This window comes from Streptomyces sp. NPDC045778 (assembly GCF_056431945.1).
In genome coordinates, this window is sequence record NZ_JBWKJZ010000017.1 from 161,200 (window position 1) to 187,826 (window position 26,627).

A 26,627-nucleotide genomic window follows, 5' to 3' on the forward strand; every position below is an offset into this window, starting at 1 on the left:
TGCGTACACAGCAGTTTCAGGAAGACAATGAGGCCATGGCACGCGGCAAGCTTCGGATCTACCTCGGTGCGGCACCGGGTGTCGGCAAGACGTACGCGATGCTGTCCGAGGCGCACCGCCGCGTCGAGCGCGGCACGGACTGCGTGGTGGCGTTCGTCGAGCACCACGGCAGACCGCGCACCGAAGTGATGCTGCACGGCCTGGAGCAGCTGGAGCGCAGGGAGCTGGGCCACCGGGGCGCGACCTTCACCGAGATGGACGTGGACGCCGTGCTGCGCCGGGCGCCGGCCGTGGCGCTCGTGGACGAGCTGGCCCACACGAACGTGCCGGGTTCGCGCAACGCCAAGCGGTGGCAGGACGTGGAGGAGCTGCTGGCCGCGGGCATCGACGTCATATCCACGGTCAACATCCAGCATCTGGAGTCGCTGGGTGACGTGGTGGAGTCGATCACGGGGGTGCGGCAGCGCGAGACGGTGCCGGACGAGGTGGTGCGGCGCGCGGACCAGATCGAGCTGGTCGACATGTCGCCGCAGGCGCTGCGGCGCCGGATGGCGCACGGGAACATCTACCAGGCGGACAAGGTCGACGCGGCCCTGTCGAACTACTTCCGGCCGGGCAATCTCACCGCGCTGCGGGAGCTGGCGCTGCTGTGGGTGGCCGACCGGGTCGACGAGTACTTGCAGCAGTACCGGGGCGAGCACAACATCCGCTCGACCTGGCAGGCCCGCGAGCGCATCGTCGTCGGCCTCACCGGAGGACCCGAAGGACGCACCCTGATCCGGCGCGCGTCCCGCATGGCCGCCAAGGGCTCGGGCAGCGAGATCCTCGCCCTGTACATCGCCCGCAGCGACGGTCTGACCGCGGCCTCGCCCAAGGAACTCGCCGTCCAGCGCACCCTCGTCGAAGACCTGGGAGGAACGTTCCACCACGTCATCGGCGACGACATCCCCGCGGCGCTCCTCGACTTCGCGCGCGGCGTCAACGCCACCCAGATCGTCCTCGGCTCCTCGCGCCGCAAGGCCTGGCAGTACGTCTTCGGACCCGGCGTCGGCGCCACCGTGGCCCGCGACTCAGGGCCCGACCTGGACGTCCACATCGTCACGCACAGCGAGGTCGCCAAGGGGCGCGGCCTCCCCGTGGCGCGCGGGGCCCGGCTCGGCCGCTCCCGGATCATCTGGGGCTGGCTCGCCGGCGTCGTGGGGCCCGCGCTGCTCACCCTGCTCCTGACGCACATCGACGCCGACCTCGGCCTCGCCAACGACATGCTGCTGTTCCTGAGCCTCACGGTCGCGGCGGCACTGCTCGGCGGCATGGCCCCGGCGCTCGCCTCCGCGGCCTTCGGCTCCCTCCTCCTCAACTATTTCTTTGCGCCGCCGCTGCACCGGTGGACGATCTCCGACGCCAAGAACATCGTCGCCATCTGCGTCTTCGTGTCCGTCGCCGTGGCCGTGGCGTCCGTGGTCGACCTGGCGGCCCGGCGCACCCACCAGGCCGCGCGCCTGCGGGCCGAGTCGGAGATCCTCTCCCACCTCGCGGGCAGCGTGCTGCGCGGCGAGAACAGCCTCGAAGCCCTCCTGGAGACCATGCGGGAGACCTTCGGCATGGAGGCCGTGGCCCTCCTGGAGCGCGCGGGCGACACCGCGCCGTGGACCTGCGCGGGCAGCGTCGGCACCGGCGCGCAAGTGAGCCGCCCCGAGGACGCCGACGTCGACGTCCCCGTGGGCGACCACATGGCGCTCGCCCTGTCCGGCCGGGTGCTGCCCGCCGAGGACCGCCGCGTGCTCGCCGCGTTCGCCGCGCAGGCCGCCGTCGTCCTCGACCGGCAGCGCTTGCAGTCCGAGGCCGACCAGGCGCGCACCCTCGCCGAGGGCAACCGCATCCGCACCGCCCTGCTCGCCGCCGTCAGCCACGACCTGCGCACCCCGCTCGCCGGGATCAAGGCCTCGGTCACCAGCCTGCGCTCCGAGGACGTCGAGTGGTCCGACGAGGACCAGGCCGAGCTGCTCGAAGGCATCGAGGCGGGCGCCGACCGGCTCGACCACCTCGTCGGCAACCTCCTGGACATGTCACGGCTCCAGACCGGCACCGTCGCCCCGCTGATCCGCGGGATCGACCTCGACGAGGTGGTGCCGATGGCGCTCGGCGGCGTACCCGACGGCAGCGTGGACCTCGACGTCCCCGAGGTCCTGCCGATGGTCGCCGTAGACAAGGGCCTCCTGGAGCGCGCCGTCGCCAACGTCGTCGAGAACGCCGTCAAGTACGCGCCTGACGACGCGCCGGTCCTGGTGTCGGCGAGCGCCCTGGGGGAGCAGGTGCAGCTGCGCGTCGTGGACCGCGGCCCCGGCGTCCCCGATGACGCCAAGGACCGCATCTTCGAGCCGTTCCAGCGTTACGGTGACGCTCCACGCGGCAGTGGCGTGGGCCTCGGCCTCGCCGTCGCCCGCGGCTTCGTGGAATCCATGGGGGGCACCCTCAACGCCGAGGACACCCCCGGCGGCGGCCTCACGATGGTGCTGACGCTGAAGGTGGCGGGCGGCCGGCCGGCCGCCCGGCCCGACCTCTCCGCCCGGATGACCTCGTGACCGCCACCGCCGGCCGCGCACGTGGCACAACCAGCCGCGGAAGCGGCGCTGACAAGCCCGAAAGGCAGGTAGGAATGACCCGGGTGCTCGTGGTCGACGACGAGCCGCAGATCGTACGCGCCCTCGTGATCAACCTGAAGGCGCGCAAGTACGAGGTGGACGCGGCACCGGACGGCGCGACCGCCCTCCAGCTCGCCGCCGCCCGCCACCCCGACGTGATCGTGCTCGACCTCGGTCTGCCCGACATGGACGGGGTGGAGGTGATCAAGGGGCTGCGCGGCTGGACGCGGGTGCCGATCCTGGTGCTCTCCGCGCGGCACAGCTCGGACGAGAAGGTCGAGGCCCTCGACGCGGGCGCCGACGACTACGTGACCAAGCCCTTCGGCATGGACGAGCTGCTCGCCCGGCTTCGCGCCGCCGTGCGGCGGGCCGAGCCCACCGGGGCCGGTGAGGACGACGTCACCATCGAGACCGAGGACTTCACGGTCGACCTGGCCGCGAAGAAGGTCAACCGGAGCGGGCGCGATGTGCGCCTGACACCCACCGAGTGGCACCTCCTGGAGGTCCTCGTACGCAACGCGGGCCGTCTCGTCAGCCAGAAACAGCTCCTCCAGGAGGTGTGGGGGCCCTCGTACGGCACGGAGACGAACTACCTGCGGGTCTACATGGCCCAGCTGCGGCGCAAGCTGGAGGCGGACCCGGCGCACCCCCGGCACTTCATCACGGAGCCGGGCATGGGCTACCGCTTCGAGCGGTGACCTCCCCACGGGCCGCGCACCGGCGTTGCGAGGGTGTCGGGGCACACCGGTAGGCTCGGGGTATGAGTGCTGTTCCTGGACCCGACAAGCCCGCAGGCCGCTTCCGGCGCATGCTCGACCGGCTGTCGTCCTCCCAGCAGGACTTGGACTCCCAGGAACTGCGCGAGGACGCCGAGACGGCCGGCTGCACCCGCATCGGGGACTGCCACGACCGCCAGATCGTCACGGTTACTGGTACGTTGCGCACGGTCACCCTGCGGCCACGGGCCGGTGTGCCCGCTCTGGAGGCGGAGCTGTTCGACGGCTCCGCCGCGGTGGACGTGGTCTGGCTCGGCAGGCGTTCCATCGTCGGCATCGAGCCGGGCCGCCGCCTGATCGCGTCGGGGCGGATATCCATAGACCGCGGCCGCAGAGTGCTCTTCAACCCCAAGTACGAACTCAGACCGCTCGGACGGGAGTAGCCGGTGACGTCAGTCGACAAGCCGACCGACCAGGGCCTGGCGGGCGCGAGCCCCCAGGACACGGACACCAGGGCTCTGACGCAGGCCGCGCTCTTCGACGCCTTCGGCGGTATTCGCGGCACGGTCGAGACGATGGTCCCGGGCCTGCTGTTCGTGCTGATCTACACGATCACCAAGGACCTGCACAGCTCGGCGATCGCCGCGCTCGGCGTCGCGCTGCTCCTGGTCGTGGTCCGGCTGGTCCGCCGCGACACGGTCAAGCACGCCTTCAGCGGCGTCTTCGGCGTCGCGTTCGGTGTGGCCTTCGCCATGTTCACGGGCAACGCCAAGGACTTCTACCTGCCTGGGATGATCTACGGCACCGGGCTCGGCGCCGCCTTCTTCCTGTCGGCGCTCGTGGGCTTCCCGCTGCTCGGCCTGCTGCTCGGTCCGGTCTTCCGGGAGAACCTCTCCTGGCGCACCCGCAACCCGGGCCGCAAGAAGGCGTACACCAAGGCGTCCCTGGCCTGGGGCCTGATCTTCCTCGCCAAGTACGCGATCCTCTTCCCGCTGTACTGGTGGGCGGACACCGAGCAGCTGGGCTGGGTCCTCATCGCCCTGAAGCTGCCGCCGATGGTCCTCGCGGTGTACTTCACCTGGGTCTTCCTGGCGAAGGCCCCGCCGCCGATCGACGTGTTCGCCGAGATGGAGGCGGAGGAGCGGGCCGAGGCCGAGCGCAAGGCAGCCGGAGCGTAAGCCGTCGGTCGTCTGCCGGTCCGTCGTGGCTGGTCGCGCAGTTCCCCGCGCCCCTTACGGGGCCGGACGCAGGTGGGGGCGCCCGGAACATTCCGGGCGCCCCCACCTGCTTACGAAGCCCTACGGCTCTAGTCCCGTGCCGAGAGCAGGTCCTCCAGCTGCTCCTCCCGGGCCTGCGCGGCCACGAAGAGCAGCTCGTCGCCCGCCTCCAGGGAGTCGTCCGGGGTCGGCGTCAGGACGCGCGTGCCCCGGATGATGGTGACGAGCGAGGTGTCCTCGGGCCACTGGACGTCGCCGACCCGGGTGCCCGCGAAGGTGGACTCCGGCGGCAGCGTCAGCTCGACCAGGTTCGCGTCGCCGTGGCTGAAGCGCAGCAGGCGTACCAGGTCGCCGACGCTCACCGCCTCCTCGACGAGCGCGGACATCAGGCGCGGCGTGGAGACCGCGACGTCCACACCCCAGGACTCGTTGAAGAGCCACTCGTTCTTCGGGTTGTTGACGCGGGCGACGACGCGCGGGACGCCGTACTCGGTCTTGGCGAGGAGCGAGACGACGAGGTTCACCTTGTCGTCGCCCGTCGCGGCGATGACCACGTTGCAGCGCTGGAGCGCCGCCTCGTCCAGGGAGGTGATCTCGCAGGCGTCGGCGAGCAGCCACTCGGCCTGCGGGACGCGCTCGACGGAGATGGCCGTCGGCGCCTTGTCGACGAGCAGCACCTCGTGCCCGTTCTCAAGCAGCTCGCCGGCGATGGAACGGCCCACCGCACCGGCTCCGGCAATGGCGACCCTCATCAGTGACCGCCTTCCTCGGGGCCCTCGGCGAACGCCGCCTCGACCTTCTCGACCTCGTCGGTGCGCATCATCACGTGCACCAGGTCGCCTTCTTGCAGAACCGTCTGCGAGGTCGGCAGGACCGCCTCGCCGAGCCGGGTGAGGAAGGCGACGCGCACGCCGGTCTCCTCCTGGAGTCGGCTGATCTTGTGGCCGATCCAGGACGCCGAGGCGTGCACCTCGGCGAGCTGGACGCCGCCGGTGGGGTCGCGCCACAGCGGCTCGGCGCCCGACGGCAGGAGCCGCCGCAGCATCTGGTCGGCGGTCCAGCGGACCGTGGCGACCGTGGGGATGCCCAGGCGCTGGTAGACCTCCGCGCGGCGGGGGTCGTAGATGCGGGCCGCGACGTTCTCGATGCCGAACATCTCGCGGGCCACCCGGGCAGCGATGATGTTCGAGTTGTCGCCGCTGGAGACGGCGGCGAAGGCGCCCGCGTCCTCGATGCCGGCCTCGCGCAGGGTGTCCTGGTCGAAGCCGACCCCGGTCACGCGACGGCCGCCGAAGCCGGAGCCCAGACGGCGGAATGCGGTGGGGTCCTGGTCGACCACGGCGACCGTGTGCCCCTGCTGTTCCAGGGTCTGCGCGAGAGCGGAACCGACTCTCCCGCAGCCCATGATGACGATGTGCACGTCGCTACCCCGCGCTCCTCACGGCCCACTTGACCTGCGTAAATGCCCTACTCATGACTCTCTTTCGGCGCGCCTGCGCGGTGGCGGCGCATCCCGGCCCGCGCTCGCGGTGCGGAGCGCCATCGGCCCGCCCGGTGTGTCCGGACGCGTTTGCAGAGTCCACGGTAACGGCTTTCGCGCGCGGGCCGGAGCCGGAGTGCGCGCGCCCTCCCCGCGGGCCGCTAGTCGACGGAGCGCAGCATGCTCTCCATGGACTTGACCCGCACGTTCAGCTCGGTGAGCTGCATGCGGACGGCGTCCGACTCGGACCGGGCGGTGTCGACGGCCCGGCGGTAGGACTCCATCGCCGCCGCGTACTCGCGGTCGCGCTCGCGGCTGCGCTGCGTCTGGAAGTAGGCCACGGCGACGATCGCGCCGGCGAGTATCAGGAAGAAGGCGATCGGGATGATCGCGTCGCTCATTGGGGCGTCCCCTCGGTCGAATGCTGTCCGGCCTCGCTCGCCCCGTCCCGCTGGGCAGCAGCCAGAATCGTATCCACGTTCAACCGCACGTCAAACGGCGCGAGTTCGAAGTACTTGAGGGCCTTGCCGTCGTCGGACAGCTCCAGCCTGCCGAGGACGAGGTCCGCCTTCTCCAGGCGCTCCAGGTGCATGTAGAGCAGGGGCCGGGAGACGCCGAGGCGCCGGGCCAGCTCGCTGACGTACATGGGGCCCGCGGCCAGCTCCTTGATGATCCGGATGCGCTGCGCGTGGCCCACCGCCGAGAGGAAGGCAAGCAGCTCCTCGCTGTTCATGGCCCGCCTCTGTGCCGTCCCGATACCTGTCAGCCAAGGCTTACGCACGCTGTGAAGCACTGTCAAACCCTCCGTCGCCCCGGAGTTCCCGCGGGATCTGACAGTTGACGTACTCATCCTTCACCTGTCAGTCTGCGCTTACACATCACATGTAAGTCAGTTCTTACACATGAAGCACGGCTAGTCATGGGGGTCGGAGATGGGGATACGAGGATCGGGCGGGGAGCGGCGGTCGCTGACCGTGCGGGTGGCCCGCTGGAGCGCGCTGCACCCGTGGCGGGCGATCGTCGGCTGGTTCGTCTTCGTCGCGCTGTGTCTCGTCGCGGGGAGCGCGGCCGGGATGAACAGCGCGACCTCCGCGGACTTCCGCGTGGGTGAGGCCGGGCGCGCCGAGGCCATGGCCTCCGAGGGAGACCTCCAGATCAAGTCGCTGGAGCAGATCCTGATCAGCGCCAAGGGCGGAAAGCTGGACGAGGCCGCCGCCGACGCCGCCGTACGGGACGTCACCCGGCGGATGAAGGCGCTGCCCGAGGTCGACGAGGTGGGTGCGCCCGCCCGCTCCGCGAACGGCGAGGTCATCCGCGTACCCGTGACGCTGAAGGGCCCCGAACAGGAGGCCAGGGAGATCGTCGTCCCGCTCCAGGAGCTGACCGAGAAGATCAAGAAGGCCCATCCGGACGTCGTGGTCGAGGAGACCGGCGCCGCCTCCGTGAGCAAGGGCGTCGACGACCAGCGGGACGCGGACCTCGCGTTCTCCGAAGCGATCACACTGCCCATCACGCTGATCACGCTGGCCCTGGTGTTCGGCTCGCTGCTGATGGTCGGCGTACCGCTGCTGCTCGCCGTCACCTCCATCGCGGCGACCATGGGCCTGGCGATGCTGGCCTCGCACCTGCTGCCCGACACGGGCGTCGGGCTGAGCATGATCCTGCTCATCGGCATGGCCGTCGGCGTCGACTACACGCTCTTCTACCTCAAGCGCGAGCGCGAGGAGCGGGCCCGCGCGGGCGGCAGGCTGTCCTCCGAGGCGCTCGTGGAGGCCGCCGCCGCGACGGCGGGGCGCGCGATCGTGGTCTCCGGGCTCGCCGTCATCGTCTCCACCGCGGCCCTGTTCCTGGCCGACGACGTCATCTTCGACTCGCTCGCCGTCGGCACCATCCTGGTCGTGGCGGTCGCCGTGGCCAGCTCGGTGAGCGTGCTGCCCGCGATGCTGGTCAAGCTGGGGCAGCGGGCCGAACGCCGGGCGGAGCGCCGCCGGGCCAAGGGCAAGCGCGTGCGGCTCCACGAGGACCAGCGCCCCGGCCGGTTCTGGAACGCCCTGCTCGCGCCCGCCCGCAAGCGCCCCGCGCTCACCCTGGGGCTCGCGGTCCTGGCCCTGGTCGGCCTGGCGCTGCCCGCGCTCGACCTGAAGCTGAAGGACCCGGCGCGGGACAGCTTCTCGCGCGAGATCACGGCGATGCGGGGGTACGACCGGCTGCTCGCCTCCTTCCCCGACGAGCGCCTGCGCTTCCAGGTCGTGGCCCGCTCCACGCCCGAGCGGTCCGACGACGTCGTCCGCGCCCTGCGCGCCCTGGACCGCGAGGCCGCGGCCGACCCGCTCTTCGCCGCCCACGAGACCCCGCGGATCAGGACCTCGAAGGACGGCCGGATCAGCACCCTGGACCTCGGCGCCCGGCACGCCACGTACTCGGACGCGGCCGTACGGACCCTGGACCGCCTCCGCGACGACTATCTGCCCGCCACCGTCGGCAAGCTCGGCGGCGTCGAGACGGCCGTCAGCGGTGACGTGCCCCGCGGCGTCGACTACGTGGCCCACCAGAACGAGAAGCTGCCGCTGGTCCTCGGCGCGCTGCTCCTGCTGACCTTCGCCATGACCGTGTACGCCTTCCGGTCCGTGGTGCTCGGCCTGCTCGGCATCGCGCTCAACCTGCTGTCGGCCGCGTCCGCGCTCGGGCTGCTCGTCCTCGTCTTCCAGGGGGAGTGGGCGGAGGGCCTGCTGTCGTTCGTGTCACTGCACGGCATCTCCTCGCGCGTGCCGCTGTTCCTCTTCGTGATCCTCTTCGGGCTCTCGATGGACTACCAGGTCTTCGTGGTGAGCCGGATCCGCGAGGCGGCCCTGAACGGGGTCCCGACGCACAAGGCCGTCATCGACGGCATCGCCTCCTCGGCGAAGGTCGTCACCAGCGCGGCGATCGTCATGGTCACCGTCTTCGCCAGCTTCGTGATGCTGCACATCCTGGAGATGAAGCAGATGGGCTTCGTGCTCGCGGTGGCCGTCCTCGTCGACGCCTTCGTGATCCGCGTCATGATCCTGCCCGCCGCGCTCCTCCTGCTCGGCCGCGCCACCTGGTGGCCCTCGAAGGCGGTGCGGCGCGCCGAGGAGCGGCTCACCCGCGGCTGCACGCCGCCGGACGCGGGCACGGATCCGCTGGTCACAGGGGTAGGGGCGGCCTCGGGACGGTGAGCCGGCGCGCGCGCCGCGCGCCGGGGAAGGACGTGAGCGGCCCGGCCGGTGTTCCCCCACCGGCCGGGCCGCTCACCCGTCGCTTGAACATCTCTTTAACCTTTTCCCCAGCAGCTCTTGACAAGTCCGGGGTACTGGGTGGGCGACACGCTGACACAGCGCTTACGATCCTCTGCGTGTCCAAACTGACCGACGTGCCCAAACGGATCCTCATCGGGCGCGCACTGCGCAGCGACCGGCTCGGAGAAACGCTCCTGCCGAAGCGCATCGCCCTCCCTGTGTTCGCGTCCGACCCGCTGTCCTCCGTCGCGTACGCGCCCGGCGAGGTGCTGCTCGTCCTGTCGATCGCGGGCGCGTCGGCGTACCACTACAGCCCCTGGATCGCCGTCGCGGTCGTCGTGCTGATGTTCACCGTCGTGGCGTCGTACCGACAGAACGTGCACGCGTACCCGAGCGGCGGCGGCGACTACGAGGTCGCCAACACCAACCTCGGACCCAAGGCGGGCCTGACCGTCGCGAGCGCCCTGCTCGTCGACTACGTCCTGACCGTCGCCGTGTCGATCTCCTCCGGCATCGAGAACCTGGGCTCCGCGGTGCCCTTCGTGGTCGAGCACAAGGTGCTCTGCGCGGTCGCCGTCATCGTGCTGCTCACGCTGATGAACCTGCGCGGCGTGAAGGAGTCCGGGAAGCTCTTCGCGATCCCGACGTACGTGTTCGTCGCGGGCGTCTTCATCATGATCGCCTGGGGCGCCTTCCGCGGGTTCGTCCTCGACGACACCATGAAGGCCCCGACGGCCGACTTCAAGATCGAGGCCGAGCACCAGGGCATCGCCGGCTTCGCCCTCGTCTTCCTGCTCCTGCGCGCCTTCTCCTCCGGCTGTGCCGCGCTCACCGGCGTCGAGGCGATCAGCAACGGCGTGCCCGCCTTCCGCAAGCCCAAGTCGAAGAACGCCGCGACGACCCTCGCGCTCATGGGCGGCCTCGCCGTCACCATGTTCTGCGGCATCATCGGCCTGGCCATGGCGACCAACGTCCACATGGCCGAGAACCCCGCCAAGGACCTCATCGAGAACGGCTCGCCCGTCGGCGGCGACTACGTCCAGAACCCGGTGATCTCGCAGGTCGCCGAGGCGGTCTTCGGCGACGGCAGCTTCCTGTTCGTCGTCCTCGCCGCGGCCACCGCGCTCGTGCTCTTCCTCGCCGCGAACACCGCCTACAACGGCTTCCCGCTGCTCGGCTCGATCCTCGCGCAGGACCGCTATCTGCCGCGCCAGCTGCACACCCGCGGCGACCGCCTCGCCTTCTCCAACGGCATCGTGCTCCTCGCCGGCGCCGCGGCCCTCCTCGTCTTCATCTACGGCGCGGACTCCACCCGGCTGATCCAGCTCTACATCGTCGGCGTCTTCGTCTCCTTCACGCTCAGCCAGATCGGCATGGTCCGGCACTGGAACCGTCACCTGGCCACGGAGCAGGACCCGGCCAAGCGCCGCCACATGGTCCGCTCCCGCGCGATCAACACCTTCGGCGCCTTCTTCACGGGCCTGGTCCTGATCGTCGTCCTCGTCACCAAGTTCACGCACGGCGCCTGGGTCGCGCTGCTCGGCATGGTCATCTTCTACGCGACGATGACCGCGATCCGCCGCCATTACGACCGGGTCTCCGAGGAGATCGCGGCCCCCGAGGGCCCCACCGACGACAGCGTCCGCCCCTCCCGGGTGCACTCCATCGTCCTCGTCTCCAAGATCCACAAGCCGACGCTGCGCGCCCTCGCGTACGCCAAGCTGATGCGCACGGACACCCTGGAGGCGCTGAGCGTCAACGTCGACCCGGCGGAGACCAAGGCCCTGCGCGCCGAATGGGAGCGCCGCGGCATCTCCGTACCCCTGAAGGTCCTCGACTCGCCCTACCGGGAAATCACCCGCCCGATCATCGAGTACGTGAAGTCGCTGCGCCGCGAGAGCCCGCGCGACGCGGTGAGCGTGATCATCCCCGAGTACGTGGTGGGCCACTGGTACGAACACCTCCTCCACAACCAGAGCGCCCTGCGCCTGAAGGGCCGTCTGCTCTTCACCCCCGGCGTGATGGTCACCTCCGTCCCCTACCAGCTGGAGTCCTCCGAGGCCGCGAAGAAGCGGGCCCGCAGGCGGCAGGAGTGGAACGCGCCGGGGTCGGTGCGGCGCGGCCCGGTGGAGAAGCGCGCCAGGGAGAAGAGCGGGAAGGGCTGAGCCGGAGCCCGTGGGGCGCGCCCCGGGTGCGCCTTCCGTGTGCCTGGGTGAGCGAGCGGACGACACCCACGTAGACTGGTGGGCTGTTGTCCGGCCGCTCATCCTTTGACGTTGTGGAGTCACCCCGCCATGCAGGCAGAACCGAAGAACTCACTGGTGGGGGAGGAGTACGAGGTCGAGGTCGGCCCCGTCGCCCACGGCGGCCACTGCATCGCCCGTACGGCCGAGGGCCGCGTCCTCTTCGTCCGCCACACCCTGCCCGGCGAGAAGGTCGTCGCGCGGGTCACGGAGGGCGACGATTCCTCCCGCTTCCTGCGCGCGGACGCGGTGACGGTCCTCGAACCGTCCAAGGACCGCGTGACGGCTCCCTGCCCCTACTCCGGCCCCGGCCGCTGCGGCGGCTGCGACTGGCAGCACGCCAAGCCGGGCGCGCAGCGCCGCCTCAAGGGCGAGGTCATCGCCGAGCAGCTGAAGCACCTCGCGGGCCTGACGCCCGAGGAGGCGGGCTGGGACGGCACGGTGATGCCCGCGGAGGGCGACAAGCTCCCGGCGGGCGAGGTCCCGCAGTGGCGCACCCGCGTGCAGTACGCGGTGGACGCCGAGTCCGGCCGGGCGGGCCTGCGCCGCCACCGCTCCCACGAGGTCGAGCCGGTCGACCACTGCATGATCGCGGCCGAGGGTGTCTCCGAGCTGGGCATCGAGCAGCGCGGGTGGGCGGGCATGGAGTCCATCGAAGCCATCGCGGCGACGGGCTCGCAGGACCGCCAGGTCATCCTGACCCCGCGCCCCGGCGCCCGCCTGCCCATCGTCGAACTCGACAAGCCGGTCTCGGTCATGCGGGTCGGCGAGAAGGACGGCGGCGTCCACCGCGTCCACGGCCGCCCCTTCGTCCGCGAGCGCGCGGACGGCCGCACGTACCGCGTCGGCAGCGGCGGCTTCTGGCAGGTCCACCCCAAGGCCGCGGACACGCTGGTGACGGCGGTCATGCAGGGCCTCCTGCCGCGCAAGGGCGAGACGGCCCTCGACCTGTACTGCGGCGTGGGCCTCTTCGCGGGCGCCATCGCCGACCGCGTGGGCGACGAGGGCGCCGTCCTCGGCATCGAGTCCTCCAAGCGCGCCGTCGAGGACGCCCGCCACAACCTCACCGCGTTCGACCGCGTCCGCGTCGAGCAGGGCAAGGTCGAATCCGTCCTCCCGCGCACGGGCATCACCGAGGTCGACCTCATCGTCCTGGACCCGCCCCGCGCGGGCGCCGGCAAGTCCACGGTCAACCACCTGGCCGGCCTGGGCGCCCGGCGGATCGCCTATGTGGCTTGCGATCCTGCTGCGTTGGCTCGGGACTTGGGGTACTTCCGGGAGGGGGGGTATCGGGTGCGGATGCTTCGGGCGTTCGATCTTTTTCCTATGACGCATCATGTGGAGTGTGTCGCGATTCTTGAGCCCCTCTCCAAGGGTCGCTGACCTGCGGATTTAGACGTAGTCCTCTGGGGTGAGGCGGAGTGGTGCCTCACTATGGGCCAGGGGGCGTGGAGTTGGATCGTTCCGGGCGGGTTATGGGGGCTCGCGGAGCCGTTGCTTCCGCCGCCGAGGCTGCGGCCTCAGGGCGGCGGGACGTCGATGCGCGTGGTGAGACGCTGTTTGCCGCGATCTCTACGTGTTGGTCAGCGGACGTGCCTGGCGGCGGCATCTGCCGCCCTGCTCCGGGTCTCGAAGTCGCCTGATCGTCGGCGGTTTTTGATCTGGTCCGGAGCCGGTGTCCGGGGCCGGTTGCGTGAGGCCGTGCGCCATCGACTCGATGGCGCCGGCCTCATCGACGCCACCCGTGTGGTGCTCGACACTGCCCTCGTCCGCGCTAAGGGGGCGAACACGCAGGACCCAGCCTCCATATGCCACACGGCCCGCATCGCGGCCGCTAGTTCAAGCCTCGGTGTCTCCATGCGGGCGAGGTTTACGACGCCCCCGTCCTGCGGCGGTGGCTCTGGGGCAGGCGCAGCGGCGTCCGTGTCGCGTGCGAGGGCATTGAATCCAGCAAACGGTTGGGCCCCTTCCCTGAACACCCTTGTACTCAGCGCGGATTGCCCGTCTCGGCCGGAAGACGTGGCTGGCGTTTTCAGGCTGTCTTGCAGTCTCTCTGGGCTGTGTGGAAGGGCGGCCCTCCTGTAGCGGGGTGGGGCAGTAGCGAGCCGTCAGGCCGGCGGATGGCCTGCGGTTCAGTGCAGAGCAGGTGGCGAAAATACCCCTTGCGTCATTGGCTGAGAGTGACGGGTTTCCTGATTTCGGAGGCCGTGGAGATTCATGCCCACCGCGTGAGCCCTTGCCTCATGGCTGAGTTGACAGGCCCTCAAAGGTTTTCGCGGGCTGTAGCCATGGCGATACAGTCCGGCAGGGACAAGGGAGGGGCTGAAGTGCTGGAGACTGTGGCGCTGAGCGCGCTGACTGCTTTTCTCACGGCCGCGTGGAACGGCGCCGCGGGAGAGATGGGCAAGCAGGCGCTCTTGTCGGCCGGGGTGATGGCGAGAAGGACCTTGGGGAGGGAAACGCCGCTGCCGACAGGACTGGAGGAGTGGCAGACCCTGGCGGGTCAGGTTCACGCGCGCCTTGGCAATGATCCCCAGCAGGCAGGCGAGTGGGCGCTCCTCGTGCGTAGCTTCCCGGGGCCAGCGATGGCTCTGTCGCCCTCGGCCGGACTTCCCCCAGCCTCAAGGGACTTCACCAATCGCCAGAAGGTCCTGAAGCAGTTGCAGCGGGAGGTGACGCGCCGGGCCGACGGGCGGCCGCGCGTCGCGTTGCTCCATGGGCCGCCCGGGATCGGCACCACCGCGGTGGCCCTGCGTCTGGGCGCGGCGCTGCACGCTCAGTTCCCCGACGGGCAGTTCTACGTGGACCTGCGGGACACCTCAGGCGGGCATGGCCCGGAACCCGCCGCTGTGCTGCTGCGTCTGCTCCGACAGATGGGCACCCCGCCGGAGCGGATGCCGCCTACCGCATCGGGCCGAGAACAGCTCTACCGTCAGCTCACCACAGGCCGTAGGGCTCTGGTGGTGATCGATCACGCTTCCTCGGCCGCCCAGGTCCGCAGGCTTGTCCCGGCTACTCCTGATGTATTTCTGCTGGTAATCGTCTCCGGCCGCCCCTTTGCGCTGGAGGCTGAGCGCGTCGCTGTTCCGCCCCTGAGCGACCGGTACGCGGTCCAGATGATGAGAAAGGTGGCCGGCAAGGAGAACGTCGCGCGTGCCAAGGCCCGGATGCCACACCTGCTCGCGCGGTGTGAGGGAAACGCTTTCGCGCTGAAGGCCGAGGCGTTGCGACTCCAGACCGAGGAGCCCGGTCAGTCCGCTCAGGGCGTTTCGGAGCCAAGGGCGGGAAGGCCAGGGCGTGATCCGGTGCGCGACGCCGTCCGGGCCGCCTGTGACGGCCTCCGGCCGGAGACGGCGCGGCTCATTCGGTTGACGGCGCTGGGCGGCTGGCCCTCCATCGACGCATGCCTTGCCGCCGCGGCCGCGGCCGCGGACACCACGCCCGACGGCGCGGCTCGGATGCTCGCCGAGGCATCGGAGGCCCAGCTGCTGGACTCGGTGGGGGACGAGCGCTACCACTTCCGTCCCGAGGTGCGGCGCTGCCTGGCCGACACCGCGGGCCTTGAGCACGGCATACCTGAGTGTTCCGCCGCTGTGGAGCGCGCGCTCAACTCCCTGCTCAACCGCGCTCTGCACGCGGCCCATGCCGCACTTCCGCAGAGTTGGCGCACCGAACCCGCGCCGGAGGACGGGGAGGTCCACCGTGGCGAGGCACAGGGCGTGGCGGAACTCGCGGCGGAGGTCGACAATGTGGTCCGAGCGGTATCCGTGGCCGTGGAGTACCAGCACTTCATGACGGCGCTGCGGCTGGCCCGGGCCCTTTGGCCACTTCAACTGAAAGCCGGCTACTGGGACGAGGTGCTGCCCGCGCTGCGCGTGGCGACCAGGTGCGCCGACGAACGCAGGCCGCACTCCCGCGCAGCGGCCGGCCTCCACTTCCAACTCGGGCACTGCCTGGGAGAACTCCAGCAGTGGGAGGAAGCCGCGCAGGAGGCGCGTGCCGCCATCGCGTGTGAACGCGCGGCAGGGCACGTACGAGGCGAGGCTTCGTCCGTCGAGTTGCTGGGCCTCTTGTACCTCTACCAATGGCGCCACGAGGCCGCCTTCGAGCAGTTCGGTGCGGCTGAGCGCATCTACCGGCGGATCACTGCTGGACAGGAGGGGGCGCGGGACGTGCCGCGCGCCCTCGCCCTCGCCGAGCGCAACCAGGGGCGTGCCCTCCGAGGGATGGGGCGGTTGGCCGAGTCGCAACGCCTGCTGGAGTCGGCGACGGACTTCTTCAAGGAACAGGGCGAGAGCTACAACCGCGCCCGTGCGCTCACGGACCTGGCCGAGACCCTCCTCGACGCGGGCGAGAACGCCGAAGCGCTGGCGAAGATCACCGAGGCGGAGAGCCTGCTCACCCCAGTGGCCACTCCGCACCTGCGGTACCTCGCCGGACTCCGGCTGCGCTGCGAGGGCAACGGTTAGCGGCCCCTCACGACCACCGGGTGCACGCCTCCGGCGACGTGTACCTGGAGTGTGACGGCGCCTTCGCGCGGAACGCTGCCACCGTCCGCCAGCCACGCATACAACGCTGAGGCATACGCCGCCGGGTCGGTGTCGGCCGCCGGGCACGCGGACAGGCTGAGCAAACCGTGCTTCCGGCTGCGCACGGTGCAGGTGTGCGGGCCGCTCACGTAGGCGGCGACCGCGCAATGCTCGTGCCGCGCGAGGGCCTCGGCCGTCCACACCTCCGGGCCGCCGAGGCGCGGGTCGTTCGCGGACTCGTCCCGTACGATCACGTCGGCCAGCTCCAGGCGGCCCGGATCCCGGGTCTCCTCGTGCACCGCCAGATGCACGTCGCCGACGGCGTCGTAGGGCTGTTCGGTAGCTCGCTCGACCACGATGTCGGTGCCGGTGACGCGCGTGAGTACGCGGAGCGGAGCTGTCCGCCGTGGTGGGTCGTAGGGAGGCAGGGGCAACGGTTCCAGGAGAGCCGGGCCAGCGGGCTCGGGAAGGTCCATCAAGGCATAGAAGTGCTGGCGCAGGAGCGCTGCCGATGCGCCTGGTGCCGAGGTGACGAACGCTCCGTGATCGGTGGCCGGGCGGTGCTTGGTGATCAGCCGCTCCAGCTGGGGACGCAGGGGGCCGTGCGGATCGAGCAGCGGTGCGTTTCGCACGAACGCGGCGAGCGGCGTTTCGGGGTCCAGCCGGTCCTGCCCTCTGGTCGCCATCAGTACCGGGAGGCCCAGTGCGGACGCGTAGTAGGAGACGGCGCCGAAGTCGCCGACGACGGCATCGGCTGCCAGCAGGGCCTGTCGCCAGGCATGCGCGGGGTCGATGAGAGTCAGGCCGCTGCGCAGGGCCTGGTCCAGCCAGGCGCGGACTTGGCCGGGGCCGTGTCCGTACCAGATGTTGGGATGCAGTACTGCCGCGATCCGGTAGTCGTCGGCTGGCAACTCCGCGGTGAGCCGGGGGAGGAGGCCCGGAAGGAGGTCTTGATCCCCGCCGCTACCGAAGAACCCCTCGGGGTTCCACGTGGAGTTGAGTACGACGAGCCGTTGGCCTCGTCGCAGGCCCAGGGCCCGCCGGAAGCGATCGCGGTACGGGCGCGCGGCGAGCATCCGGTCGAAGCAGGGGTCGCCGGCGAGCACGGAGACCTTCACGGCCTCCGGGCACACGCGACGCAACCGGTCCAGTTGTTCCGGATGCGACAGTACGAGACCGTCCATGAACGGTTTGCCGTCCGCCAAAAGCCACTCGGGAGACAGCCCGAACGTCGGCTCCCGGCTCCCGGCTCCCGGCTGGCTAGCTTCTTAGTGTAGCCAATTCCATGTGAAATAACGGATAGTTTGCCCGGAAGGCAAGAGATCTGTCCGCCGAAGCTCGCAGATACCGCAAGGTCCACGGGTGTTGAAAGTGCTTGATCCCAAGGCAGCACGGGAAGGCCTAAGTTGGCGGATAGCTCCTCAATTCCATCCTGAAAAGCGGAGGAGCCCGTAGAGGTGAGGAGTAGCTGCACGCGGAAGTCGTCGTGGAAAAGCGGCAGCACGTCCATGAGGCGGCCGGCGGACGTGACGTTGTGAATCACCAGCAGCACCCGACGGCGAGCGGTACGGCTGGTCCAGCGTTCCGACTCGAGCCCGACCGGCACGCGTATTGGCAGGGGGTCGGCCCGCACTTGTGCCCCTCCTGAGCGTGTGTGGTGTTATCGCGCGATCACTGTAGCTGTGTCGCGCTTCAGTCAGGCCTGCCGGGCGGAGGCGCGATCGTTTTCAACGAGCGTGTGATCAGTCAGGCCGACGCAGCCCATCCCCTCGCGTCAGCCCATCTCTTGCCCGGGTGACAACCCCTCTTGCGTCGATCCAGATCAAGGTCACGGTCTGGCCGCGCCAGGGAAACCCACCCTCGACCGAGCTGGTGCGGCGTAAGGACGAAGCGTCGAACTCGGCGAATCTCGGCATAGCGTGCACCCTAGTACCCGCAATTCCCTCCGGGGAGCGAGGGTCACGGACCGCTGCCGGACAGGCCGAAGCCGCACGCTCCTTGGCCCGCACGGCGCGGGTTCCGCACCGCGTTCCGCACGCCGGCCGGGCAGCGGCTCCGTGGGACCCGGAGCTGGCCGGTGCCCCGGAGGAGGCAGGGCGATCGGGCTCGGAGGTGTGCGCCGCGAGCTGCCGGACACGGTCAGGTCTGTGTCTCTGGGCTGTCTCGCAGGTGGGCCAGGACTGCCAGGACGCGGCGGTTGCCCTCTGTGGGGTCCAGGGAGAGCTTCGTGAAGATGTTGCCCGCGTGTTTGACGACCGAGGCCTCGGTGACCGTGAGGCGGGTGGCGATGGTGTGGTTGTTGAGGCCTTGGGCCATGAGGGAGAGGACTTCCCGTTCGCGGGGGGTGAGGCGGGCGAGAGGTTCGGTGCGGCGGGAGAGGAGGACGCGGACCACCTCGGGGTCGATGACCGTTTCACCCGCGGCGACGCGGCGCAGGGTGGTGAGGAAGTCGGCGACCTCGCCCACGCGGTCCTTCAGGAGGTAGCCGAGGCCGGAGAGGCCCGCGCCGTCGCCGGACAGGAGCTGGGTCGCGTAGGCCGTGGCGACGTACTGGGAGAGAACGAGGACGGGGAGGCGGCCGTGGCGGGCGCGGAGGTCGAGGGCCGCCTTCAGGCCCTCGTCGCGGAAGCCGGGGGGCATGCGGACGTCCGTGATGACGACGTCCGGGCGCTCGGCCTCGACCGCGCGGGTCAGGGCCGGGGCGTCGCCCACCGCGGCGACGACCTCGTGGCCGCCGCGCGTGAGCAGTTCCACCAGGCCTGCGCGCAGCAGGACGGCGTCCTCGGCGAGGACTACGCGGAGCACGGTACCTCCACTGTCAGTTCGGTCGGGCCGCCGGCGGGGCTGGACACCGTCAGGCGGCCGCGCAGGATCGCCAGGCGGTCGGCGAGGCCGGTCAGGCCCGTGCCGCGGGCGGGGTCCGCGCCGCCGCGGCCGTTGTCGGTGATCGTCAGCGTAAGGGTTTCCTTCCGGAGGCTGCCGCGCACGCGTACTTCCGTGGCCTCGCTGTGTTTCGCCGCGTTCGTCAGGGCTTCCGTCACCGTGAAGTACGCCGTCGTCTCCACCGCGTCGGGCAGGCGGTGCGGCAGGTCGATGTCGACCGTCACGGGTACCGGGTGGCGCAGCGCGACCTCCGTGACCGCGGCGGCCAGGCCGTGGTCGGTGAGGACCTGCGGGTGGATGCCGCGCACCAGGTCGCGGAGCTGGTCCAGGGCGTGGCGCGCCTCGCCCCTGCCGCGGGCGAGCAGTTCGGCCGCCGCCGGGTTGGTGCCGCCCAGCTCCATCTCGGCGAGGCCGAGCGTCATGGTGAGGGCGACCAGCTGCTGTTGCGCGCCGTCGTGCAGGTCGCGCTCGATGCGGCGCCGCTCCGCCTCGAAGGCGTCCGCCAGGCGTGCCCGGGAGCGGGTGAGTTCGACGACGTGCCGGGTGAGCGGTTCCTCGCGGGGGGCCAGGAGAAAGTGCGCCGTGCGGACCTGGAGGCCCGCGAGAAGTCCCGCCGCGTACGCGGTCAGGGCCAGGAAGAGCAGTCCCGCGGCGGTGAACGGCAGGGCCGCCGGCGGGTGCGGGACCGCCTGCCCCGGGATGATCATCACCGTGTCCGGGGCCAGCGCCCAGACAATGACCGGGCAGGTGAGGAGTACGAGCCCGAGGAACAGCAGCAGGGTGATGCCGAGGCCCGTGGCCGGGAAGACCAGGGCCAGCAGACCTACGTAGCCCAGCTCGCGCCACGTCGCCCGCTCCCCGCACCGCGTCCGCAGCCGTGCGCGGAGCCCGGCGCCCTTGAGGGGGCGGTGCGGGTCGCGCAGGGGCGTCGGTTCGACGAGCCGGAGGCGGCGGCGCTCGACGCGGCCCAGGGGGATGCCGGACAGGGCGGCCGCCGTCAGGAGGGCCAGGCCGATCCCCACGGCGGATGTCAGCAGCCCTGCGGCCACGAGCACCACCATGACGACCAGGACCGCGAGCCCCAGGGGCACCCCACCGCACACGTACGCCCAGCAGCGCAGCGGCCAGGAGGAGAGCAGGAAGCGGTGGGGTGGGTGGTGGCGCATCGCCGTCCATACGGTGACGGCGGGGATGGCGGGTGCGGTCCCGGGGGCGGGCGCCGCCCCCTCGTCGGGCCGCTCGCCCGGTCCCTCGGTCCGTCCGTCCTGCGGGTGCCCCGGCATCGGTCTGGCCTCCCGCGCGGTGTCGTGCTTCGTGATCCTGAAAAGCGTAAGCGGGCACGAAGCGGCGCGGGAGTGGGCCTTCCGGTGTTCTCAGGGGTGGGTTTTCCCCACCACCTTTCCCCGCCGTGCGACCTTTCCCCGCCGTACGACCGCCGGCACGACCGCGCGTCCACCCGCGTGCCCGGACGCGAGCCGCGGCCACACCACGAGGAGCACCGGCAGCGCCAAGTAGCCGAACCGCCCCGCGGGGGCCAGTAGGAACGCCACGCACAGGCCCGCCGCGAGCCGGTCGGCCGCGGCCACGGCGGTGGCCGGCGGGCGCAGGACCAGCGTCGCCGCGACCGCGGCCCCGCCGCACAGGAGCAGGCCCACCGCCGCGTACCAGCCGAGCGGGCCGAGGTCGGCGAGGAGACGGCCGGGCAGGGGGCTCGCGGCGGGCGTCGGCACGTCGCCGCGCCCGGCCGGGAAGGCCAGGACCTGGCGGGCCATGGGCCCGGGCGTGAGCAGCGCGCTCGGCAGGGCCGCGGCCACCGCCCCTGCGACCGCCGTGCCCGCGCAGCGCACGGCCGCCCCGGTCCCCGCGACGTCGCCCAGCAGCGCCGCCGCGACCGCCACCGCGGGCCACGCCGTCCACTTGAGCGCGCACGCGGCGGCGAGGGCGAGGCCCCCCGCCACCGGCCTGCCGCGCGCGGCCAGGGCGAGGCCGAGGCAGCACAGGCCCGCGAGCGGCAGGTCCACCCCGCTCACGCACAGCGGCAGGGCGACGACGGGGGAGGCGAGCAGCACGGCCAGACCGGCACGGTACGAGCCCCGTGACGCCCCGCCCGCCGCGGCAGCCGGCCCCGCCGACCCCGTCCGCAGGCACACGAACCCCGCCCTCAGACACACCAGGAACACCCCCGCGCACCACAGCCGCGCGTCCCCGAGAACCCGCAACGGCAGCGCGTCGTCCCCGAACAGCGCCCGGGGCAGCCCGAAGAGCGCCATCCCGGGCAGGTAGGGCGTGTACTCGCCCACGGTCCGCGGGTCTGCCAGATAGGGGCTCGCCTGACGGACGAGCAGGACGCCCGAGCGCTCGATCACCCCGACCTCGCTCTGGCCGCGCCCGGTCAGGACGAGCAGCGTCAGCGGCACGACGACGGCGCCGGTGAGAGCCGAACCCAGCGACAGTACGCGGGCCCACGGCCGGGGCAGCCACCACGCGGCGAGCGCGGCGCCGGCGTACCCGGCCGCGGCGAAGGTCCCCCACACGCGGTGCGTCGCGAGGGTGGAGACGAGGGGGAAGGCCAGGGCCCACGCGGCGGCGGCGAGCCAGCCCGCGACCCAGAGGGCCCGCCGTGGCGTGGCGTCCGTACGCGTCCGCGTACGCGGCGGTGGGGAGGGCGTCGCCCGGTCGATCAGCACCCGTCCATTGCAGCCGCGCGGCAGGGGCGCGGTCATGACAGGTAGATCGACACTTCGTGGTCGGGTTTCCCCGACCACGGTCACGCAGAGGGGGGTGGCGCCCGGCGGCGTCACCCCCCTTCCTGTCGTGCCGGGTCAGGCCGCGTCGAGGGCCTCGATCAGGTTGGCGCGGGCCCGGGCCACCCGGGAGCGGACCGTGCCGACGGGGCAGCCGATGGCCGCGGCGGCCTCCGCGTACGGCTGCTGGAGGAGCTGCGTGAGGACGAACGCCTCGCGCCGCTCGGCCGGTATGCCCGCGAGGAGTTCGGCGAGCGCGATGCCGTCGTCGAAGCCGGGCAGGCCGCGCGGCTGGGCCTGCTCGGCGGCGGTCTGCCAGTCGTCGCGGTCGGAGAGCCGGGGCCGGGCGGCCGCGTGCCGCAGGCTGTCCACGACGGTGCGCCGCGCGATGGAGAGCAGCCAGGTCCGCGCCGATGACCGGCCCTCGAACCGGTGCAGGCTGCCGAGCGCCCGCAGGAACGTGTCCTGCGCGAGGTCGTCGGCGGCCTGCGGGTCGGCGCTCAGGTGCGCCACGTACCGCAGTACGTCGCGGTGCAGGGCCCGTACGAAACGGTCGACGGCCTCCGGGTCGCCGTCGCGCGCGGCGAGCGCGAGCCGCGTGACGGGTTCGTCGGCGGCGTCGGTGCGGCGGCTCGTGGGCCGACAGGCCTTGTCCTTCGGGAGTTTTCGGGCAGGAGGGGTCGCCAGGGCAGCAGTCATCGCCTGAGGTCCTTACGGATGTCCGGAGACCGCGGGTGCGGCGTCCGGAGCGCGGGGTTCGGGATCCGGCCGCGACGGTGTGCGGCCGGTGCGAGGTGTCGTACGGCCCGGACGCGCCCGGGGGCGGTGCGGGCCGATGCCCGGTGCGCGTACGCCGACGAGCGGCGCGGCGCGCGAGCGCGCCGGGCCGGGTGCCGTCGTGGCGGGCCGGGGAACCGGCTGTCGGCGGACAGGGGGCCCGGAGGCGGGCCTGTCAGCCGGCAGCGATCCCGAGGGGTGGGCCCCGTGAGGTGATGGCGTGGACGAGGAGCAGCCGGCGCAGCCGCCGCGCGCCGTGGTCGCGGCGCGGGCGCAGGCGCGGCCGGTGCGCGGGCGGCGGCAGCCGGAAGGCGAGCCGCAGCGGTGCGACGAGCCAGCCCGCGACGGCCCGGCCGACGCGGAACGCGGCACGCTCGCCGTACGCGAGCCACAGGCCGCAAAGGAGCGCGGCGACCAGGTGCGCGGCGAGCATGCCGAGCGGCGACATGCCGGCCATGTCGTGTCCGGCGTGCGTGCCGGACATCGATCCGGACACGGTGTCGGACATCGCGCCCGACATCGTGTCGGACATCGCGCCCGACATCGTGTCGCCGTGGCCCCCCGCGGACGTCATGTGGGTCATGTCGTGCGCGCCGGGCGCGGGTGCGGCCGTCTCCTGCATGCCCATCGAGTGCCGGGTGTGCCCGGCGGCCTCGTGCATCCGGTCCGCGAGTCCCGCCTCGGTCACGGCGCGGACGGCCTCCGCCTCCGACATGGTCCCCGTGCCGCCCGCCCCGCAGAGCAGATGGCGGGCCCACTGCTGGGCGAGGGAGGCACCGCCGGACGCCGAGGACTGGGCCGCGGCCTGCGCGAGCGAGAACCACGTGTGCAGCGCGGCCTGCGCCACGACGGACGCGGAGGTGACCACGAGGACGCCGCGCTCACGCCCGGCGAGCAGCCAGGCGCCCGCGAAGGTGGCGGCGCCCGCGCCCGGCAGCGCCCACCACGGAAGCGGGGACGCCGACATGAGGGCGTGGCCGGTGGCCGCGAGCAGCACACAGGCGGCCGCGAACACCGCGGCCCGTATCGCGCGACAGCTTCGGCCCCCAGACATGGCGGCCTCATCTTTGCATCCGCCCGGCGCGCTCAACGGGCGGGTCCGGAATGTTCCGCGCGGGGCCGCTGTGTGGCGCGGGTCACTCGGGCCGCCGGGAACTGGTACGGGCGCGCGGCCGACTCCTGACCGGCCGACCATCGGCCGGGCATCGGCCGGCCGTCGCACAGGGGGAGCAGCCGCGTGGCGAGAGAGCACAGGGACGCGGGCACGAAGAGCCCGGCCGCCACCGCCCGTACGCCGTCGACCGCGCTGCTCACCTGCGCCATGGCCTTCTCGATGCTCCAGCTGTTCCTGCTCGGCGCGCTCGGGCCGCGCCTGGTGGACGAGTTCGACGTGTCGCCGACGACGCTCGGCCTGACCACGACGATCGGCTTCGGCACCGCCGCCGTCCTGTCGCCCGTCGGCGGCCGGATCGTGGACCGGGTGGGGCCGCGCCGCGCGCTCGCCGCGCTGCTCCTGCTCTCGGCGGCGGCCCTCGCGCTGATCGGCGCGGCGCCCGGCGCGGGCTTCCTGCTCGCGGCGGTCGCGCTGGGAGGCCTGCCGCAGGCCCTTGCCAACCCGGCCACGAACAAGGCGATCCTGGCGTCCGTGGAGCCCGCCCGGCGGGGCGCGGTGACCGGCGTGAAGCAGTCGGGCGTCCAGCTCGGGGCGTTCGCGGCGGGTCTGCCGCTCGCGGCACTCGCCGGGTGGCTCGGCTGGCGCGGCGCGGTGTGGACGGCGGCGGGAGCGGCCGTGGTGACCGCGGTCTGGGCGCTGCGCGCGCTGCCCAGGGCCGCCGGGGCGGCGCCTGCCCGCGCCGCCGGGCCCGCTTCGCTCCTGCCGCGCGGCGCCATCGCCTGGCTCGCGGTGTTCTCGCTGCTGCTGGGCTGCGGCATCGCGTCGGTCAACACCTACCTCGCGCTGTACGGGGCGCACCGCCTTGACCTGCCGTCGGCCGCCGCGGCGGCGCTGGTCGCGGTGCTCGGCGTGGCCGGGATCGCGGGGCGTGTCGCCTGGTCGAGGGCGGCAACCCCGAGCCGCGCGCCGTGGCTGCCGGGGTGGCTCGCGGCGGGCGCGGTCGGCGCCGCGCTGCTGCTCGTCGCCGCGGCGGCGGTGGGTCCGCTGGTGTGGCTCGCGGCCGTCGCCGTCGGGGTGTTCGCGGTGTCGGCCAACGCGGTCTCCATGGTCCTGGTCATGCAGCGTGCCGCCCCCGGCCGCGCGGGCCAGGACTCGGCCCTCGTCTCCGCGGGCTTCTTCGCGGGCTTCGCCCTCGGCCCGCCCCTGTTCGGCGTCCTCGCGGACGCGGGCCGCTACGGCTTGGGCTGGGCCCTGGTCGCGGTGGAGTTCGCGGGGGCGTGCGCGGTGGGCCTGACGTGGGCGGTACGGGAGCGGGGCGCGCGGCGCCGCGCGGGGCAGGCCTGATGTCGCGCGGCCCCGGGGAGGTGCCCGCCTGGGCCGGGCCCGCCCTGCGCGCCGTCCTGGACCGGGCCGCCCTGACCCGGGCCGAGGCCGGCGCCCGCTTCCCGCTGTACGCCGAACCCGGCAGCGGTACGTGGACGACGACCCGGCGCGGCGCCTGGACCGGCGGCTTCTGGGCGGGCCTGCTGTGGCTGCGCGCGCGGTACACGGGCGCGGCGGAGGACCACGCGGCCGCGGCCGCGTGCACGGCCCGGCTCGCCGACTGGGTGCACGCGGACACGGCGACGCGGGGCCTGATCCTCTGGTACGGCACGGCGTGGGCGGGGGCCGCCCCGGCGGTGGAGCCCGTCCCCGCGCCGGGCCGCGCCTCCGCGCCCGACCGCGCCCCCGCCGTGCCGGGCCCCGCCCCCGCCCTCGCCCCCGCCTCGCCGGAGCCCACCCCCGGCGCCCTGCGCGCCGAAGCCGCCCGTGTCTGCCTCGACGCCCTGGACCCCGGCCTCGGCCTCGTCCCCTGGGGCGCGGCCTTCGGCGGGCCGCGGCTCGTGGCCCGGGCGGACGCCGTGCCCGGGCTCGTGCCGCTGCTCGCCACCGCGGGGCCGCGCGGTGCCGAGGCCGCCGCCGCGCACCTGCACCGGCACCTGGACCTGTGCCGGGCCGGAGCCATGGCCTGGCGGTACGTGCCGGGCAGCGGCTGGCGGCCGCTCGCCGAACCGGCGCCCGGCTGGAGCCGGGGCCGCGCCTGGCTGCTGCTCGCGGTCGCGGACGCGCTGGGGCGCGCGGACCACGCGGACCACGCGGTCTGGCGCCCGGAGCGGCTGCGCCAGGAGGCGGCCCGGCTCGGCGCGCCCCTGACGTCGGGGGACCGCGCGGCCGAGGCGCCCCTCGTGCCGTACGCCGACACCGCCGAGCCGGGCGGCCCCCTGGACACCTCCGCCGCCGCGATCACCGCCGTCGCGCTGCTCAAACTCGCCGCGCTGCCCGGCGTGGACGCCGAGCCGCTCACGCGGCGCGCGACCGCCGTCCTGCACCGCCTGGTGACCGCGCACCTGACGGCGGCGGACGGCGGGCGGCCCGCCGGGATGCTGCTCGACGGCTGCTACGACGCCGCCACCGGCACCGCCGAGCGGCACGAACTCGTCTGGGGCGACTACTTCCTGGCCCTCGGCCTCGCCGTCCTCACCGGCCTCGTCCGCCCCGGCGACGTATAGACGTACAGGCGTACGTAGAGATGTGCAGATGTGGCCGCACGTCTAGGACGGAGCTACGCGTAGGCGTCCAGGACCCGGCGCGCCACCGACGTGACGTGCAACTCGTCCGGGCCGTCGAGGATCCGCGCGGCGCGCGCCGTGCGCAGGAGCGCGGGCAGCGGGGTGTCGGGGCCGAGCCCGGCGGCGCCGTGCACCTGGATCGCCGCGTCCACCACCTGGTGCAGGGCGCGGGCCGCGGCGACCTTGGCGAGGCCCACCTCGATGTGCGCGTCCTCGTCCGCGGCGAGCCGCGCGACCGCCTCGTGCACCAGCGGGCGCGTCGTGCGCAGCGCGAGCAGCGACTCGAAGACGTGCCGCTGGACGAGTTGGTGGGAGTGCAGCGGGCCGGGGGGGGGGGGGGGGGGGGGGGGGGGGGGGGGGGGGGGGGGGGGGGGGGGAGGGGTACTCTTTTCGTTCCATCCCACTGCTCCCTCCCT

Annotated in this window: 20 protein-coding genes and 2 pseudogenes; 11 read left to right on the forward strand and 11 right to left on the reverse strand. The window is 72.6% G+C overall.

What is annotated here, in order from left to right:
• The first annotated feature begins 35 nt into the window (after positions 1-35).
• The 4 genes from AC07GB_RS22745 to AC07GB_RS22760 all read left to right on the forward strand — a co-directional run bounded on the left by AC07GB_RS22745 (position 36) and on the right by AC07GB_RS22760 (position 4,536).
• Positions 36-2,582: a DUF4118 domain-containing protein gene (locus AC07GB_RS22745; RefSeq protein ID WP_478848172.1), complete on the forward strand. Its 2,547-nt coding sequence runs from the start codon at positions 36-38 to the stop codon at positions 2,580-2,582.
• A 74-nt stretch (positions 2,583-2,656) separates the two neighbouring features.
• Positions 2,657-3,340, forward strand: a complete 684-nt coding sequence (locus tag AC07GB_RS22750; RefSeq protein ID WP_478848174.1) for a response regulator — start codon at positions 2,657-2,659, stop codon at positions 3,338-3,340.
• Between the two features lie 62 nt (positions 3,341-3,402).
• Positions 3,403-3,801 (forward strand): OB-fold nucleic acid binding domain-containing protein, encoded by a 399-nt coding sequence (locus AC07GB_RS22755; protein ID WP_078869048.1) that lies wholly within the window; start codon positions 3,403-3,405, stop codon positions 3,799-3,801.
• 3 nt (positions 3,802-3,804) lie between these two features.
• Positions 3,805-4,536 carry a DUF3159 domain-containing protein gene (locus tag AC07GB_RS22760; protein WP_478848177.1) on the forward strand — a complete coding sequence of 244 codons (732 nt, stop codon included), beginning with the start codon at positions 3,805-3,807 and terminating at the stop codon, positions 4,534-4,536.
• A gap of 128 nt (positions 4,537-4,664) precedes the next feature.
• On the opposite strand, the gene AC07GB_RS22765 is transcribed toward AC07GB_RS22760, so the two are convergent.
• The 4 genes from AC07GB_RS22765 to AC07GB_RS22780 all read right to left on the reverse strand — a co-directional run bounded on the left by AC07GB_RS22765 (position 4,665) and on the right by AC07GB_RS22780 (position 6,788).
• Complete coding sequence (locus AC07GB_RS22765; protein WP_478848179.1) at positions 4,665-5,327, reverse strand: potassium channel family protein; 663 nt, start codon at positions 5,325-5,327, stop codon at positions 4,665-4,667.
• Entirely contained in the window at positions 5,327-5,995 is a 669-nt protein-coding gene (locus AC07GB_RS22770; RefSeq protein ID WP_030682402.1) for a potassium channel family protein, read from the reverse strand. The genes AC07GB_RS22765 and AC07GB_RS22770 overlap by 1 nt, the downstream gene beginning before the upstream one ends.
• 221 nt (positions 5,996-6,216) lie before the next feature.
• Positions 6,217-6,456: a hypothetical protein gene (locus AC07GB_RS22775; protein ID WP_478848181.1), complete on the reverse strand. Its 240-nt coding sequence runs from the start codon at positions 6,454-6,456 to the stop codon at positions 6,217-6,219.
• Complete coding sequence (locus AC07GB_RS22780; protein WP_478848183.1) at positions 6,453-6,788, reverse strand: ArsR/SmtB family transcription factor; 336 nt, start codon at positions 6,786-6,788, stop codon at positions 6,453-6,455. Before AC07GB_RS22780 ends, AC07GB_RS22775 begins: the two co-directional genes overlap by 4 nt.
• Positions 6,789-6,987: 199 nt before the next feature.
• Between AC07GB_RS22780 and AC07GB_RS22785 the strand changes: the two genes are divergently transcribed.
• The 5 genes and pseudogenes from AC07GB_RS22785 (at position 6,988) to AC07GB_RS22805 (ending at position 16,024) form a co-directional block, all read left to right on the forward strand.
• Positions 6,988-9,252 (forward strand): MMPL family transporter, encoded by a 2,265-nt coding sequence (locus AC07GB_RS22785; protein WP_478848185.1) that lies wholly within the window; start codon positions 6,988-6,990, stop codon positions 9,250-9,252.
• A 176-nt stretch (positions 9,253-9,428) separates the two neighbouring features.
• Entirely contained in the window at positions 9,429-11,477 is a 2,049-nt protein-coding gene (locus AC07GB_RS22790) for an APC family permease (RefSeq protein ID WP_478848187.1), read from the forward strand.
• Between the two features lie 129 nt (positions 11,478-11,606).
• Entirely contained in the window at positions 11,607-12,938 is a 1,332-nt protein-coding gene (locus AC07GB_RS22795; protein WP_478848189.1) for a class I SAM-dependent RNA methyltransferase, read from the forward strand.
• Between the two features lie 51 nt (positions 12,939-12,989).
• Positions 12,990-13,519 (forward strand): annotated as a pseudogene (locus tag AC07GB_RS22800) (IS5/IS1182 family transposase); the annotation flags it as partial.
• A gap of 363 nt (positions 13,520-13,882) precedes the next feature.
• A complete protein-coding gene (locus tag AC07GB_RS22805; protein ID WP_478848220.1) occupies positions 13,883-16,024 on the forward strand; it encodes an AAA family ATPase in 2,142 nt (713 codons plus the stop codon).
• Here the strand turns inward: AC07GB_RS22805 and AC07GB_RS22810 are convergent.
• From AC07GB_RS22810 to AC07GB_RS22835, 6 genes are all read right to left on the reverse strand, one after another.
• On the reverse strand, positions 16,021-17,289 hold the full coding sequence (locus AC07GB_RS22810; protein WP_478848191.1) for a hypothetical protein: 1,269 nt from the start codon (positions 17,287-17,289) through the stop codon (positions 16,021-16,023). The two genes, AC07GB_RS22805 and AC07GB_RS22810, sit on opposite strands and share 4 nt — an antisense overlap.
• Positions 17,290-18,223: 934 nt before the next feature.
• The gene (locus tag AC07GB_RS22815; RefSeq protein ID WP_478848193.1) at positions 18,224-18,889 is read right to left on the reverse strand and encodes a response regulator transcription factor; all 666 of its coding nucleotides are present in this window, start codon (positions 18,887-18,889) and stop codon (positions 18,224-18,226) included.
• Positions 18,877-20,133: a sensor histidine kinase gene (locus AC07GB_RS22820; RefSeq protein ID WP_478848222.1), complete on the reverse strand. Its 1,257-nt coding sequence runs from the start codon at positions 20,131-20,133 to the stop codon at positions 18,877-18,879. Before AC07GB_RS22820 ends, AC07GB_RS22815 begins: the two co-directional genes overlap by 13 nt.
• 207 nt (positions 20,134-20,340) lie before the next feature.
• Positions 20,341-21,690, reverse strand: a complete 1,350-nt coding sequence (locus tag AC07GB_RS22825) for a hypothetical protein (RefSeq protein ID WP_478848196.1) — start codon at positions 21,688-21,690, stop codon at positions 20,341-20,343.
• A gap of 99 nt (positions 21,691-21,789) precedes the next feature.
• Positions 21,790-22,410 (reverse strand): sigma-70 family RNA polymerase sigma factor, encoded by a 621-nt coding sequence (locus tag AC07GB_RS22830; protein ID WP_478848198.1) that lies wholly within the window; start codon positions 22,408-22,410, stop codon positions 21,790-21,792.
• A 253-nt stretch (positions 22,411-22,663) separates the two neighbouring features.
• Complete coding sequence (locus AC07GB_RS22835; protein WP_478848200.1) at positions 22,664-23,542, reverse strand: hypothetical protein; 879 nt, start codon at positions 23,540-23,542, stop codon at positions 22,664-22,666.
• A 267-nt stretch (positions 23,543-23,809) separates the two neighbouring features.
• Between AC07GB_RS22835 and AC07GB_RS22840 the strand changes: the two genes are divergently transcribed.
• Together AC07GB_RS22840 and AC07GB_RS22845 are read left to right on the forward strand one after the other, a co-directional pair.
• A complete protein-coding gene (locus AC07GB_RS22840; protein WP_478848224.1) occupies positions 23,810-24,946 on the forward strand; it encodes an MFS transporter in 1,137 nt (378 codons plus the stop codon).
• Complete coding sequence (locus AC07GB_RS22845) at positions 24,946-26,151, forward strand: sugar ABC transporter permease (protein ID WP_478848202.1); 1,206 nt, start codon at positions 24,946-24,948, stop codon at positions 26,149-26,151. Before AC07GB_RS22840 ends, AC07GB_RS22845 begins: the two co-directional genes overlap by 1 nt.
• 53 nt (positions 26,152-26,204) lie before the next feature.
• On the opposite strand, the pseudogene AC07GB_RS22850 reads toward AC07GB_RS22845, so the two are convergent.
• A pseudogene (locus tag AC07GB_RS22850) lies at positions 26,205-26,537 on the reverse strand (acyl-CoA dehydrogenase family protein); the annotation flags it as partial.
• Between the last annotated feature and the right edge of the window lie 90 nt (positions 26,538-26,627).

What these genes read in the sequence shown, in the direction of transcription:
- AC07GB_RS22765 (WP_478848179.1), bottom strand. Translation starts at nt 5,327, where the DNA reads ATGAGGGTCGCCATTGCCGGAGCCGGTGCGGTGGGCCGTTCCATCGCC.
- AC07GB_RS22795 (WP_478848189.1), top strand. Translation starts at nt 11,607, where the DNA reads ATGCAGGCAGAACCGAAGAACTCACTGGTGGGGGAGGAGTACGAGGTC.
- AC07GB_RS22745 (WP_478848172.1), top strand. Translation starts at nt 36, where the DNA reads ATGGCACGCGGCAAGCTTCGGATCTACCTCGGTGCGGCACCGGGTGTC.
- AC07GB_RS22785 (WP_478848185.1), top strand. Translation starts at nt 6,988, where the DNA reads ATGGGGATACGAGGATCGGGCGGGGAGCGGCGGTCGCTGACCGTGCGG.
- AC07GB_RS22780 (WP_478848183.1), bottom strand. Translation starts at nt 6,788, where the DNA reads ATGAACAGCGAGGAGCTGCTTGCCTTCCTCTCGGCGGTGGGCCACGCG.
- AC07GB_RS22755 (WP_078869048.1), top strand. Translation starts at nt 3,403, where the DNA reads ATGAGTGCTGTTCCTGGACCCGACAAGCCCGCAGGCCGCTTCCGGCGC.
- AC07GB_RS22840 (WP_478848224.1), top strand. Translation starts at nt 23,810, where the DNA reads ATGGCCTTCTCGATGCTCCAGCTGTTCCTGCTCGGCGCGCTCGGGCCG.
- AC07GB_RS22775 (WP_478848181.1), bottom strand. Translation starts at nt 6,456, where the DNA reads ATGAGCGACGCGATCATCCCGATCGCCTTCTTCCTGATACTCGCCGGC.
- AC07GB_RS22845 (WP_478848202.1), top strand. Translation starts at nt 24,946, where the DNA reads ATGTCGCGCGGCCCCGGGGAGGTGCCCGCCTGGGCCGGGCCCGCCCTG.
- AC07GB_RS22835 (WP_478848200.1), bottom strand. Translation starts at nt 23,542, where the DNA reads ATGTCTGGGGGCCGAAGCTGTCGCGCGATACGGGCCGCGGTGTTCGCG.
- AC07GB_RS22820 (WP_478848222.1), bottom strand. Translation starts at nt 20,133, where the DNA reads ATGCGCCACCACCCACCCCACCGCTTCCTGCTCTCCTCCTGGCCGCTG.
- AC07GB_RS22830 (WP_478848198.1), bottom strand. Translation starts at nt 22,410, where the DNA reads ATGACTGCTGCCCTGGCGACCCCTCCTGCCCGAAAACTCCCGAAGGAC.
- AC07GB_RS22750 (WP_478848174.1), top strand. Translation starts at nt 2,657, where the DNA reads ATGACCCGGGTGCTCGTGGTCGACGACGAGCCGCAGATCGTACGCGCC.
- AC07GB_RS22825 (WP_478848196.1), bottom strand. Translation starts at nt 21,690, where the DNA reads ATGACCGCGCCCCTGCCGCGCGGCTGCAATGGACGGGTGCTGATCGAC.